We start from the raw sequence: 14487 nt of genomic DNA, 5'->3' as shown, positions 1-14487 counted from the left end.
CATAAAACAGGCGTAAACGGTTTTTTAATTCTTGAAACTGGGAAAGACGGGAAAATCCACAAAACATTGTGATAACTAATTTTTTAAAAGAAAAATCTCCCATTTTAAATCGGAGATTTTATTTTTCTTTTTCCAGGGACATTGGTTGTCTTTTTTTTCCAACTGCTTTATTTTTTTTGATTTGATTTTTTAGTTTGTGATTCTGATTTCATAATTAAATTATAATGTTTTTATTAGCTAATATTTTTTTTATTTGAAGAAATAACTTTTAAAATTCCTTTTCTTTTAAATTCTAATGTGTCATTATAGTTGTATTTCTTTTTATATGAATTTAACCACATAAACAAAAAGTCACATTTTATATTGGGAATGGGGTAACATTTTATTTTTGTTTTAATAAAAAAAAATAAAAAAAAAAAAAATAATATGGTAGAATTTATTTATTGAAAGAACGGTCGCTAATTGGCGGATCCCTTATTTATGTCCGTTTTTTAGGCTTGGTATGGGGAACAAAGAAAACTCACTTTTAAAGTGAGTTTTTAAATTAAATAATAGACTTATAAATTTCATGTACTTTTTTAAATTTATTTTTAACCATATCTTCATTAATTCTCTTTTTTCTTCAATAATCAATAAATCAAAAATATATGGTAATGCTGGAAAAAAATTTTCATCTATCCTATATAGAAATTTTATTTCCTTACTAATAATCAACTTAAAATTCTTTTTTTCTTTTAATTTTCCTTGAATAATTTCATTTATTTCTAATATAAAAAAATATTGAATGTTTTTAGAGTGGGCTAAAAAATTTCTTAATTTAGAAATGAAACTTAATATACTTAAAAATTCATCCACTTCTTCTGTTATATTAATAAGTTCTCTAACTAATTCCTTCTTTTTTTGTTCATCTAAAAATTTATTTTTTTTATTTAATATTTTTTCTAAGAGAAATTTTAAATTTCCTATAGTAAATTCTTCTATATTGATTCAAATATAATTAGATTTATTTAAAACTTTTTCCTTAAATTTATTAAAACTCTTAATATCTTCTTTAGAATTGTTAATAAAAGTTTTTTCTAAAAAAACAATTCATTCTTTTCCTGAAAATCCTGTATTCAACATCCATTTACCAATATTGTTTGCAAGAATAGTTTTTATTCTTCTTTCTATTTCTAACACAATGTTTAAGAAGAATTCAGAAAATTTTTTATTATTTTCATTATACTTTTTTAATTTATCATATGTAAATCATTTTTCATAAATATGTTCATTATTTATTTTATCCTTTTCATAAAAGAATTGAAAAAAGTTGAAAAATTTATTTTTTTCCTTTCACTTTCCTAATATATATTTTCAATCTAATAACTCATCTTTTTTGATTTTAGCAAAAACCATTTTAAAAGGAGTAAAGTAATTGATGTAATTATTATTTTTTAAATTTTTTAGTGCATCATGTCTTTCCTTAGGAAAAATTTTCATTTTTTTGTATTTATTAATCTGTCTAACTGCTCTTCAAAAGTAAGGTATTTTTTCATCTATCTCTTTTTAAGTATATTTTCTATTTCATTTACCTTGTTTAATCTTTCTCAAGGTAAATCTAAATCATTTCTTCCAAAGTGTCCAAATGAAGCAGTTTGTTGATAAATAGGTTGTTTAAGATTTAAATCATTAATAATTCCTGCTGGTGTTAAATTAAATGTTTTATCAATGATTTCTAAGATAAATTCATCACTATAATTAGATGTGTTGAAAGTATTAACATTAATGGAAATTGGTTTGCTTATACCGATGGCATAAGATAATTGAATTTCAATTTTTTTTGCTACTTTTGCGGCAACTAAATTTTTAGCCACTCATCTTGCTGCGTAGGCAGCACTTCTGTCTACTTTTGTATAATCTTTTCCACTAAAGGCTCCACCTCCATGTTTTGCAGCACCACCGTAGGTATCAACTATTATTTTTCTCCCTGTTAATCCAGCATCGCCAATAGGACCACCTATTGTAAATTTACCTGTAGGATTTATTAAGATTTTATAGTCATTATTTAAATTATACTTATTAGAAATAAATAGCATAATCTCTTCTTTTATAAAGGATTTAAAGGCATTTTCGTCATAATTAGCATCATGTTGAATTGACATAAGTATAGTATCAATTCTAATATTTTTTTCATCTGTATAGTCGATGGTTACTTGACTTTTCATATCAGATTTTGCTCATTTAAATTTATGACTCACTCTTAACTCTTCTGCTCTTTTAACTAATGCGTGAGCAAGGGTGATTGCTAAAGGCATAAATTCTGGTGTTTCATCAGTTGCATAACCAAACATAATTCCTTGATCACCTGCTCCTATTTCTCCGTTCTTTTGATCTACTCCTTGATTGATATCTGGACTTTGACTATTAACGTTAGAAACAATTGTAAAGTCACTTTCATTATATCCTAATTTCTTAACTGTATTTCAAGCTACTTTAACAACGTCTACATAAGTCTTAGTTGTTATTTCTCCTCCTATGATAATTAATCTATTAGAAGCCATAACTTCACATGCAACTCTTGCATCTGGATCTTTCTTTAGAATAGCATCTAATACTCCATCACTAATTTGATCACATATTTTATCTGGATGTCCCTTTCCTACACTTTCACTTGTAAATAATTTTTTATACATTTTTCTCCTTGTTATTTGTTTTTTTAAAAAATAAAATTCTCTAATTTACAAAAGAGAATTTTTGGAACATTAAAGATTTCTATACATGACAGATATTTAATATCCCAAGGGTTTCCACCTTGCATTGCAGGTTGGCTCACTTCAAAGTTCCCTTAAACTCAGTGACTCTTAATGTATTTTTTTACATTAAAATGATACAACATTTTTCCAAAAATAAAAAAAAATAATTTTTTTTGGCAAAAAGTTAAAAAAATGGTAAAATTTTAATGAAAAATAAACTTTTTGGCAAAATGAACCAATTTTTACCCCCCAAAAATTTAAGAAAAATAGGATTTTGCAAAAATTGAGTTATATTTTTCAAATATGCCTGTTTTTCCCATATATTTGGAAAAAATAGTTAATAAAAAGTAAACAAAATAGTAACATAATATTTCGTATAAAGTTTATTCTTTTTAACAAGAATCTTTCTTATTTTTTGTTTTGAGTTTCCTCAAAATTAAAGAAATAAAAATTTCAATTAATAATTTTCTCTCTGATTTTAAAGAGAGATTTTTTTATTTTTATTAAATTAAAATATTTGAGTTGTAGTTATAAAAATTGAAGTTAATGTAAAATTGTTTTTAAATGATTTAGTCTAGTTTTTATTCTTTATACTTCTTCTTTTCTACATAGTTGTAAAATGGTGCTTGTAAGTCTTGTAATAAATTTCAATATATTATTTTTATTTGTATATAAATAATTTAATATTCTTTGGTATTAGGAATTTTTACTAAATAGCTTAATTTAATTTTTTTTGATTTGTTATTCAAACTTTAATTTTGTAGTTACCTATATTATTTATTAAGTTTTTTATTAATATAAAATAAGAATTTTGAAAATCATATAGGATTCAACTATTTTGAATTAAAAGAAAAAAAATGAGTTGATTTCAAAATTAAGTACTTCTAATTTTAATTACTAATATTATCTACTTATTTTGTTTTAATAAATTAAAAATTTTATTAATATATTTTGATTTATAATTAATCTTTTTGAAAATATTTATTTCTTAAATTTATTTTTTATTTATATTAAATAATTAAAAAATTTTGTATATTTACAAGAAAAATACAACTCTTTTTTTCTTTAAATTTAGTCTAAAAACAAAGAAAAATGGACTTTTTTACCAAAATCTTTGTTTTTTTTTTTTTTTGTATAATGCTTTATGAAAGGAGGTTTTATGAATAATAAAAAATCAATTATTTCTAAATTATTTTATTTATTGAAAGGTTATACATATTTTGAAGAAAGTTGAGAAAATGTTTTAACATCAGGAAAATTAGATGAAGTTGATATGAGTGAAGAGTGAACTTGAAAATGACATTTAGAAGGTTATAAAAATAAGAAAACAAATAAAATTAATGAATTTTCTCTTTCCTATGAATATGATTATAAACAATATCAAACTATTTCAAATTTAGTTCATCCTATTACTGTAAAATCAGAATCTAAATCTGAACCAAAATATTTTTATAATTCCGATGTCAATACTTTAGAAGAAATTTATAAATTAGCAGGAAATGAATCTGTATTAGAGTGTTTTAAAAATCCAACATTAAAAGACAAATCTTTAGATGAGTGATTAAATTTTGATGCTAAATTTAAAAATTATACATTCAATCCATTTTCTTTAGAAAATATAATTTATGTTGCTTTTAATGAAAAAGAAGTAATGTTTAAAAAATATCTAATTAGAAAAATTGTTGAAAAAATTGCAATTGAATTCTTCAATAATGCAAAAGAAAATGTTAAAAGAAGCAAATCTTTAGAACAAGCTGAAATTTTGGATTTTAAAATTTATAAAACCAAGATAATAGAAAAATTAAAAGATTATTCTTTGGTTGAAATTTCAGAAAAAACAATTGAAACTTGTTGAAATGAAATTATTAAATTAAAAATAAAAGAATATGAAAAAGAAGCATATACAAATTCAGAAAAAGTATTAATATTTTCAAATTCATCAGCTTTTGAATTGGCACTTAAAAATCACAATCCTTACTATCAAGCAGGAGAATTTATACTTTTACAAGATGCTGATGAAGAGAATAGTATTCCAAATCCAAAATATGGAAGCATAAAAATTAGCGGGCAAGAAAAGAAAGTCCTTGCAGCACAAGGACAAGGTTTTCTTGAAGCAGGTACTATGGTTAATATTCAAAGAGAAAAGCATGGAATCTTTTATGTGACTAAAGTTAAAAAAATAAAAAATTAAGAAAGGATATTTAAAAAATGATATATATAATTATATCTGTTATTGTTGCAGTTATCGTAATAGGTGCTGGTGTTTGATTCTTTTTAAAGAAAAAGAAAGAAAAAGAAGCACAAAGAAAAAAAGCGGCTTTTGAAAGAAAAAAATCAGAATTAAAAACTAAAATAGAAACTCTAAAATCTCCTGATAAAGAAAATAATTTAGCAAAACTTAATTCTATGCAAGTTGAAAATAATACAATTAAGGATTTAGAGACTTTCAGTACAGAAATCGATAATTTAATAGCTAAAATGCTTTTAGAAGAAAAAGAAAGACAAGAAAGAGAAAGACAAAAAAGAAGAATCGATCTTGCTGAAAATGAGTTTACTGTTATTGAAAACAAAAATACAAAAATCATTACCCAATTTTTAAAAACTCCTGGAACATATTACTGAGAAGAAGATGAACAAATTAAAACTTCTTTATTTGAAAACGAAGGAGCAAGCAAAGCAACTTTTGGTTTAGACGAAACTCCAATGAGATTTGATATTAACAAATTGTTTACCAAAGATAACAAAAGATTAAATATTGAATTAGTATTAATGTGAAAGGTTTTAGAACCAGAATTATTTTATAGACAAAAAGAAGCTCATAAGAAAAAATTAGAAATTGGTGTTAAAAACTCTATTTCAGATTTTATAAGAAGCAAAAATTGAGAAGAATTATCAGGTATAAACAATCAACTAAAATCTAATTTATTAAAAGAAATTGAATCAATTGTATCTAATACAGGTTTAGAAATAGTTAATTTAAATAATGATATTAATTTAGACGAAGATGATGTTAAAGCATTAAAAGAAATTAACACAGCAGAAGAAAAAAGTAAAATTAAAAAACTTGAAACAGAAGATGAATATTACAGATTAAAAAGATTAGCAGAAGCAGAAAGAGACTATATTGAAATTATAAAATCTGCAAATATTTCAGAAGAAGTATTAGTTTGAAAAGCTATTGATAAGTTATCTGATTTAATCAAATCAAAAAACACTAATACTCTAGTTGTTTCTCCAAATTTAAAAGAAACAGCATTGGAAATAGTTAAAGGCGAAACTAGTGGAAACAAAAAATAAAGAAAGGTTATTTCATTACGCAAACTTGTTAATAGTGGTTCTGCAATGTGTTTTGTTAACTATATTTTTTTCTTTATCTACAAGAGAAGTGCTAATTCCAAAAGGATTAGAAATTTTTATAAAGACATTAGTTGCTATATTTTTCTTAATATCTGCGTTTTCAACACCTGTATCAATTGGAATTATTTCAAATAAAAAAGTTGGTGTCTTATTTATGATAATTATTATCATATATAATTTATTGATGATAATAGGATGACAATTACAACTAACTCTCATCATTTTTACATTAATTTCAGTTATTTTCTTTTGTTCTGGTTTACTTTTATGATTTATTACATTTTTATTCTTAGTTTACTTAATTTTTAAAGAAAGAAAATTAAATGTTTAAAAAAAATAAACAAAAAAAAGTTAGAACTTGAGAAGATGATTTTTGAGATTTTCAAAAAAGCATAAATTTTTTTAGAAATATAGTTATTATATGTTTGTTTTTATTATTTTTTAAATTTTTGGATATTTGAACAAGTTGGTTCTTTATTATGAAAAACCAAGCAACAATTAGTTTATGAATGGCTATGTTCATATTTTCAATATGATATTTTTTTACTAGTTATAAAACTTTAAAAAAACCTTTTTATATTTTTAGAATTATAACTCATATAGTGATTTTTAGTTTTTCTTTAAGTATGATTATTTTATATATGAATTATTTTGATAGGATTTCTAATGTTAATCCAATATTAATTTATTTACAAAGAATGTTAAATCTCTGAGGTGAATGATTATTTTGAATTTTAATGATTTTAATAATTTTTCCTACATCTCTAATTAGTTATTTAAAACTTAAAAAGATTAAAATAGATCATCCTGAGTGAAAAAACTTAGGTAAAAGAAAAATTTCAGAAAAAACAGCAAATGGGATTGAAATAATAACTTTGGATGGGGTAAAATATTATAAACCAGAAGAGTTTGATGAAGTATGAAAAGAATATAAAATTTTACCTAGTGACATCCAAGATTTAACAAAGGAAAGATTAATAAAAGTGCAAGAATTACTAACTAACAAAGAAACTATAATTGACGGAAATAAATTTAAAATTTTTGATATGAAAAATTCAGTAATTCCAACTGAAGCTTTCGATAGAATAAGAAATAGAATTCATTATAAATTAATGGACACAAAGAAAAATATTGAAGATTATAAAGAAAAAAATCCAAGCATTAATCAAGAATGAATGAGAGAAATTTTAATAGAACTACTTAAATGTATCGATCTTAGCGAATAACAAAATAATTTTAATTATAAAATTAACAAGAATATATTTAAACAGAGCATAAAATTAGTGTCTTAAATTTATGCTCTGTTTAATTTGTATTTGTAGTTGTAATTTTAAAATCATTATTTACTTGGGCGTTTGATTATATAATTACATTTGCTACTAATACAATATTATTATTATTATTATTTAAGAGTTTTTCAATTATAGTAGAATCAATAGCATATAATCCCCGTAAAGATACAGTTTATGAAAATATTGAACAATGATGAATTAACTGAAAAAATTTAGTATTTAACGTTGGAAATCTTACAGTGTTTATTTTATTTCAATTAATATTTGTATTATTTAAAGATTCAGCAATTCAATTTATATTTAGACAAAACTTTGCTTCTTCTATTAATAATTTATTTGTATTTTTAATTGGAATAGTATTTTTTGGAATTTCAATTGAAGTATATAATAAATGGGGTAATGACTTAGCTGCTAGATGAGATGTAGAATTTTATGCTGAATTAACTCAACCATTTGAAAAAATTAAAGAAGCTATTGGTGGTGCTGTTAAACTTGCTGCCAAAGTCGGTGGTGTTGGAGCATTTCTTGGTAAAAACGCAAAAGGTAAATTTTTAGGAACCGGGGTTGGACAGAAATATTTAGAGAAAAAAGCAAATGTTGTTTCAAAATATTCAGAGAAAATAAGAGATAGTACTTTTGGACAGTCAAAAATCGGTAAAAAACTATTATCTAATAAAAAATTAACTAACTGGGAAACTGCGATTAAAGATAAAAAAGTTCGTCAAGGTAAAGGTGATTATGTAACATCACAAAAATACTCTGAAAAAAGACAAGCTAAGACTAATAAAATATTTCAACAGGCATCACAAAAATGGTCTAGCGATAATATCAAAGCAAAAGTTAGGGAAAAATATAATGATTTTCAAAATACTGACAAAGGTATCTATGATAGATTTAAAGAGCAGTTTGATAAAGGGATAGTTACTAAAAATACCGATGAAAAATTATTAACAAATAACCAATTACAATTAAATAATCTAAAAACAGATAATAAACCTTTAATTGATAAACTAAATGCCTTACCAGCTAAATTCACAGAAACAACAAAAGAACCTAATAATACAATCCAACCTAATACAATTCAAAAAGAAACTATTATTAAAGAAATTAAATCTGATGTTAAAGAAGTGAAAGTTGAAAAAATTAATACAACAGAAAAAATTGAAACTATTACAAATAAAGAAAGTATTAAAGAAACTGTTAATAAAGAACATATTAATATTCAAAAAGAAAATATCAATAATAACAATGTAATTAATACTGTTACAAACAACAATAAAACAGATAATACTAATAACAATACCATTACAAACGATATCAATAAAGCAAACAATTCAACACCTAACGATAATTTATCAGATACTAATAAAGTAGAAAAAATTAATGATAATAAAGATAATATTGAAAAACAGAATATCGATAAAGTAAAAGATAATAGCAACAACAATACTGATAATACAATCAAATCAGAACCTAATAAAGTTGAAGAAAAACCACAAGATGTAGTGAAAGATAATAAAAAAGAAGAAAACAAAAAACAAGATAATAATAAAACTACTGAACTAAATGAAAATAAAGTAAATAATACTAAAAAAACAGGTAAATCTAACGACGATAAATTTGGAACATTAATTATTAACTTCGAAAACATACCTAAAACAAGACAACAAAATAAACCAGAAGAAAATAAATTAGAACAAAATAAACCAGAAGTAGATAATATAGAGAACAATAAACCAGATTGAATAATTGATTTAGACAATACAACAGAAGAAAATTCTATAAATACTACAAACAATATTAAAAAATTAGAAGATGTTACTGTTGAAAATATAGATAATAAATCAGAACAAAACAATAATATATTTAATAACAATATTGAAACAGTTGTAGATAAAAATATTAAAGAAAAATCAGAATTAGATGATAAAATTAAAAAACCAAAAAATAGTAAAAAATCTAATAATACAAGTAAAATTAAAGATGATAAAATAGATAAAACTAAAATAGACAATAAAATTAATAATAGCGATAGTAAAAAAGTTAAAACTACTAAAACTGATAAAATTAAATTAGATGAAGATAAAAATAAATCACTAAAAACAACTAAACCAAAAAAAGTAGTTAAAAACAATACTGATAAAAAACCAAACTATGATTTAGGGATAAATTATTTAAACAACTCATTAAGCAAAGAAAAAACAAAACAATCATTAGAAATAAATAAATCTAACAAAAATAATTATGATTTAAAACAATGAGTAAGAGATAATTTTAAAGATAAAAAAAAATAACTACTAATTCATAAGTCTAAAAAATAAAAAAAAATCGTAAAAATAAATAACAAAAGGAGAAACAATGCATTTAGAATGAAGAATAAATGGTGACGAAAATAATTGTGAAGATATGGATTCTGGGGTTTATCACAAAATAATTGAATGATTACAAGAAAAAAAAGTATTACCACAAAATTGAGAAGACTTTAATCAACAACATATGGATAATTTGTTAATTTTATTTAAAGACTATACTAGTAATCCAAGAACTGATGAAAGAGTTATTAAACCAGTTAAAGATGAAGAACATACAGTTGCCTTATACGTTTCAAAGCGTGCAAAAACAGATTTAGAACTAATAGATAAAACCATATTTAATATATGAAATTGGATAGATACTGAATTAATTGAAAATACAATAGAGAAAACAACTGATGAAACAATATTAAATAGATTAAAACCATATGGAGAACAAGTTAGAGAACAATATGATTATTGACATAAACTTCGTTTCGGGGGAGAATTACCAGAATTATAGATACAAAAATTACCAAATTTATAGATACCTTTAATCGGGTATTTTTTTATTACTTTAATTAGGAGATAATAGAAAATACTACCACTAAAACTACCACTAAAACCTATTGTCTTATAATCTTAAAATATTATGAATTGTTTAAAAATTATAAAACTCACAGAAACACAATGCTACGCATTCACAAAAACACCGTTATTTTCAACAGAAATTATTATCTGGTATATTTTACACTCCCAAAGCAAAACCGTTTAAAATACGCAATCTATGGGCGTTACAGAGTAGGTTTTAATTGACACATAGTGTCAGCGTTACAGAGTAGGTTTCATATAGATAGTTATTTTGGAATTTATAATATTAGTATTTATAGGTATTTTATCAGTAAATTACAATAGATAAACATTATAAAATTAGCACCACAATCGATACTAAAACCTATCTGTGCGTTTAGTGAAATTAATTAAAATATTGTTGCGTTAGAATTATTAAATAAAAAAACTGAAACATATAATAATTTATAACACCATTTTATATTATATGTTTAGTGCTTTTAGGTATTTATTATGGTTAAGCACATCGTAATATTACTTTATGGTGTATTTTTTATACTATTTTTCAGTTTTAAATATAAATTAATAATAAACGCAACTTGGATAATAAAAAAAACACTAAATTAATAGCGTAGTGGTTCTCTGAATTGTGTGTGTTTGCTTCAGTTATTAATTTTCACACATTATTTAATAATTTTTATTATTTTTCGCACTTAATTTATATATTTATTCTATTAGTGGTGTATTTGTAATAAATTATTACATTTGCTGTTGTAAAAAATAAAAAAATACCATCGAAATAAAATAAAATAGCATATAAATTACAATATTTAAACCTACTGACACTACGCATTAATTAAAATATGCTCTGTAACAGCTAGAAATTCGATATAATCAACAATAATGTAGTGTATGCTGTAAATTTACACCGAAGAATTTCTGTCGATTTTAACTATATTTTTGTGCATCTTTAAAATTAATAAAAAAATAGATGCCAGGCATCTAAAATATATCACTGTTATTCCAAATTATCTAAAATATATCACTATTATCCAAATTATCTAAAATATATCACTGTCTTCATTAAAATAACTTAATTTTTGGTTCTCTATTTCTTTTGGACTTACTGCGTTATTTTCTACTAACCTATTCAATCCTTTATCTTCCACTAACCTATTTAATCTTTTATCTTCTAATAAATCATCTATTTTATCTAACGAAACATCATTATTTTTACTTTCAATTTTTTTAGTTCCTTGATTGTTAATTAATTTATTTTGATTAGAACCTTGGGATAAATAGTTTTGACTCATATCAATATTAATTATTTTAGAAATGTTATCACTATTATCAGTGTTATTAATTGTTGTGGTGTAAGTTTGAGTTAAATAATTAGAAATAATAGGTGCGTATTGTGAATATAAGTTATTATATAGCGAATTTTCTTTTCTTCTAATTAACGTTCAATCTCATAAATAATATAAAGTTATCATTACTACTTGAAACATTCAAAATCATATAGATAAATTTAACTTGCTAAATCGACTAACTATTATAATCCCGTAAAATACAATCATAATAAATAATAAATGTTGGATTTAAATAAGGCAAAATAGGTTAATATTTAATTTTCAACTATAAAACACAGGAAAATAAAGAATTTAGTAAAAAAACAAAAATTTCTTACACTTCCTACACTACCTGAATAAAAATTTATTTATATTCTAACTGATGTGAATCCACATAAATCTTGTATTTCTAAAAATATTTTTACTTGATTTTTTAATATAATTTCTAATTCAAACAAATCTAAAGTATTATTTTTAAAAAACTCATATAAATAATTACTAAATTCACTACTATCTAATTGTTTTTTATTACGATAATATTTATATTTTTTTATAAACTCTAATTCTTTACTATTATTCATTGAAAATCCTTTGTAGTAATTCTTGTAATTTATTTAGTATCTCTTCTAATTTTAAATCTCTTTTAATATTAATTTTATAAATATCTCATAATTTTTGTATATTATTTGAATTTTTAACTTTAAGAATTGTATTAATCATAGTATTTATATTAAAAATGGTTTTACGATGGTTAAAAACTAAATTAATTACTTGCTTTAAACTATTTATTTCTACATTATTTATTAAAAAATTAAAATCGAAGAAATCTTTAAACCTAGATGTATTCACTCCTAATTCATATAAAGAGTGTAATTTTTCAGCAAAAACAGTTTCTAAAGGAAATTCTTGTAATTTAAAAGGTTGTTTTTCTAATGTGTTATAAACATTATTAACAATTTCAGGATAAATAACGTCTTTAATTGTAATATCAATATGAAAAAATGTTTCTATTTTATTTAAAGATGCTTTAAGGTATATTCTAATGCCACCATATAATTCTTGTTCTCTAATATTTTCTGTTTTTGGTAACACTTGGAATTTAATTTGTGAATTGTTTCTTATTATTTCTTTGATTTTGCTTTCAACTAAATTTATATCACTATTTAAACTTAAAAAATCAATATCTTTAGTTCATCTCTTATCTAACCCTAATTGGTTTAATAATAGCATCCCTCCTTTAACTACAAATTCTTTATTATATTTAGATTCCGCTACTAATTTTAAAAACTCTAACATAAAAAAGGTGTTTAATGCTGTATTTGGAGGTAATTTATATTTATTATTGATATGTTTCACTTTATTTTTTACAGAATCACTATAATTTTTTATTAATTTATTACTCATATTTACTTTCTTATTTTTATTTTAAATTCGCTAATTCTCTCATTTTCTCTCAAACACCTAAATAATTTAATATTGCTTTAATTTCATATTGAACTTTGAATTTTTTAGCATAATATAATAATCGTTTTATATTAGTAGGGTGGATAGGTTCTAATAGATAAGTTTTTCATGCTTTTAAATATATTTCTCTAATCATATTTTTTCTATCTTTATAAATATCTATTAAAGTCCTTTCCATATTGTAAATTTTTATAGGTAATCCTCACTGATTTTTTATTGTAACAACACCTAAATTTAAGAGTTTTTTATTTACATTGTAAATTTTGTATTCAGATTTAATACTTTTGTTTGAAGTGGTAAAATGATTAAGTCAAATATGATGGTCTGTTAAATTTCAGTAATATAAAGCATTTAAATGACTAACAATAACATTTTTGTGTTTGGATTGAAAAGTAAATTCTTCGTCTAAGTTAAAATAATCACAATGCACGTAAAAACCTTTTATTTTGTGTTTTTCTAATTTATTTTTTTTGTACAAATAATAAAGGTATCAAGTAGGAATATTATTATCTTTTAAAATTTTTGCACTAATTAATCCATTATATTTATTAATTAGTTTTGTAATTTGTTGTAAATGTTTCATAGTAGTCCTTAAATTTTTTGAATAATATTAAAAATCCAATTTGGTAATTTTTTAATTTTATCTGTAAAATGTACTTTATTCTTGTTTTTAAAATTTTTTAATATTTCTATATTTTCTTCACTTATATTAGGTCCTAGTGTTTTTATACTTTGTATAATTAAATTTTGATATAAATTAAAACCATTAATTAAATTATTGCTTGTTTTTTTGAAAACAATATCTCAATTTTTATATTTGTATTTTTTATAGTTTCAATTTGTTAAAAATAAACAAACATTTGGTACTTGAGTTGAAATACCTGTCATATTCAATGCAGTATTTCCTGTAGGAGTTAAAATAAAATCATACTTTTTTGCAATTTTTTCTGCCAGTTCTATAGGAGAAGGCAAAGAATATTCATCTAATAGTCTTATATAATTTGGATAAACAAAAAAACCTCTCATTAAGTGTTGAATTTTACCTTTGTTTTTTAATCGTAACAAAGCAGATTTTATTGTATTTACAGAAGCTAAATTTAGAAAATCAGAAACAGTAAATATTTGTCCCCTATTTTTATACATTATTTCTTCTATTTGTTTACTTATCATATTTTTCCTTTATTTCTTTATTTTGCACTAAATAACATAAACTTTTTGGTGAATTTATACAAAATTATTATATCACAATCTTACATTTTTGCACCAAATAATATATACTTTTTGGTGCATTTTTATAATGAATATTTATATATTTTTTATGATTAATAAAGGAAAAATAAAGAATTTAGTAAAAAAACACAAACAAGTTTGTTTGTGTCCTTAAATGAAATATAAAGTGCACCAGTGTTTTTATAACCTATTTGTATTTTAT

At 22.3% G+C, this 14487-nt stretch carries 13 protein-coding genes; 5 read left to right on the top strand and 8 right to left on the bottom strand.

Going from position 1 to position 14487, the window contains the following annotated elements:
• Positions 1–474 precede the first annotated feature (474 nt).
• Positions 475–1479 (bottom strand): TM1812 family CRISPR-associated protein, encoded by a 1005-nt coding sequence (locus ACXX84_RS03645; RefSeq protein ID WP_458572923.1) that lies wholly within the window; start codon positions 1477–1479, stop codon positions 475–477.
• A 56-nt stretch (positions 1480–1535) separates the two neighbouring features.
• Entirely contained in the window at positions 1536–2672 is a 1137-nt protein-coding gene (gene metK / locus ACXX84_RS03640; RefSeq protein WP_458561127.1) for a methionine adenosyltransferase, read from the bottom strand.
• 1219 nt (positions 2673–3891) lie between these two features.
• Between metK and ACXX84_RS03635 the strand changes: the two genes are divergently transcribed.
• Both ACXX84_RS03635 and ACXX84_RS03630 read left to right on the top strand, forming a co-directional pair.
• Entirely contained in the window at positions 3892–4923 is a 1032-nt protein-coding gene (locus ACXX84_RS03635; RefSeq protein WP_458572922.1) for a hypothetical protein, read from the top strand.
• Positions 4924–4940: 17 nt separating this feature from the next.
• Complete coding sequence (locus ACXX84_RS03630) at positions 4941–6029, top strand: SPFH domain-containing protein (protein WP_458559382.1); 1089 nt, start codon at positions 4941–4943, stop codon at positions 6027–6029.
• A gap of 15 nt (positions 6030–6044) precedes the next feature.
• Here the strand turns inward: ACXX84_RS03630 and ACXX84_RS03625 are convergent, their stop codons facing one another.
• Positions 6045–6260 carry a hypothetical protein gene (locus ACXX84_RS03625; protein WP_458572921.1) on the bottom strand — a complete coding sequence of 72 codons (216 nt, stop codon included), beginning with the start codon at positions 6258–6260 and terminating at the stop codon, positions 6045–6047.
• Between the two features lie 152 nt (positions 6261–6412).
• Here ACXX84_RS03625 and ACXX84_RS03620 point away from each other — a divergent pair, with 152 nt between their 5' ends.
• The 3 genes from ACXX84_RS03620 (at position 6413) to ACXX84_RS03610 (ending at position 10195) form a co-directional block, all read left to right on the top strand.
• Positions 6413–7315 carry a hypothetical protein gene (locus ACXX84_RS03620; RefSeq protein ID WP_458572920.1) on the top strand — a complete coding sequence of 301 codons (903 nt, stop codon included), beginning with the start codon at positions 6413–6415 and terminating at the stop codon, positions 7313–7315.
• Positions 7316–7620: 305 nt separating this feature from the next.
• On the top strand, positions 7621–9675 hold the full coding sequence (locus ACXX84_RS03615) for a hypothetical protein (protein WP_458572919.1): 2055 nt from the start codon (positions 7621–7623) through the stop codon (positions 9673–9675).
• A gap of 64 nt (positions 9676–9739) precedes the next feature.
• The gene (locus ACXX84_RS03610; protein WP_458572918.1) at positions 9740–10195 is read left to right on the top strand and encodes a hypothetical protein; all 456 of its coding nucleotides are present in this window, start codon (positions 9740–9742) and stop codon (positions 10193–10195) included.
• 1108 nt (positions 10196–11303) lie between these two features.
• On the opposite strand, the gene ACXX84_RS03605 is transcribed toward ACXX84_RS03610, so the two are convergent.
• From ACXX84_RS03605 to ACXX84_RS03585, 5 genes are all read right to left on the bottom strand, one after another.
• Positions 11304–11750 (bottom strand): hypothetical protein, encoded by a 447-nt coding sequence (locus ACXX84_RS03605; RefSeq protein WP_458572917.1) that lies wholly within the window; start codon positions 11748–11750, stop codon positions 11304–11306.
• 209 nt (positions 11751–11959) lie between these two features.
• Positions 11960–12172, bottom strand: a complete 213-nt coding sequence (locus ACXX84_RS03600; protein WP_458559645.1) for a hypothetical protein — start codon at positions 12170–12172, stop codon at positions 11960–11962.
• The gene (locus ACXX84_RS03595; protein WP_458572916.1) at positions 12165–12995 is read right to left on the bottom strand and encodes a nucleotidyl transferase AbiEii/AbiGii toxin family protein; all 831 of its coding nucleotides are present in this window, start codon (positions 12993–12995) and stop codon (positions 12165–12167) included. The genes ACXX84_RS03600 and ACXX84_RS03595 overlap by 8 nt, the downstream gene beginning before the upstream one ends.
• Before the next feature lie 16 nt (positions 12996–13011).
• A complete protein-coding gene (locus ACXX84_RS03590) occupies positions 13012–13638 on the bottom strand; it encodes a type IV toxin-antitoxin system AbiEi family antitoxin domain-containing protein (RefSeq protein WP_458559648.1) in 627 nt (208 codons plus the stop codon).
• Positions 13639–13646: 8 nt separating this feature from the next.
• A complete protein-coding gene (locus ACXX84_RS03585) occupies positions 13647–14225 on the bottom strand; it encodes a DUF6088 family protein (RefSeq protein WP_458560367.1) in 579 nt (192 codons plus the stop codon).
• Between the last annotated feature and the right edge of the window lie 262 nt (positions 14226–14487).

It is taken from the genome of Mycoplasma sp. AC157 (assembly GCF_054343415.1).
Note: the sequence above shows the minus strand (reverse complement) of the source record. Positions and strands in the feature narration are given on the sequence as shown.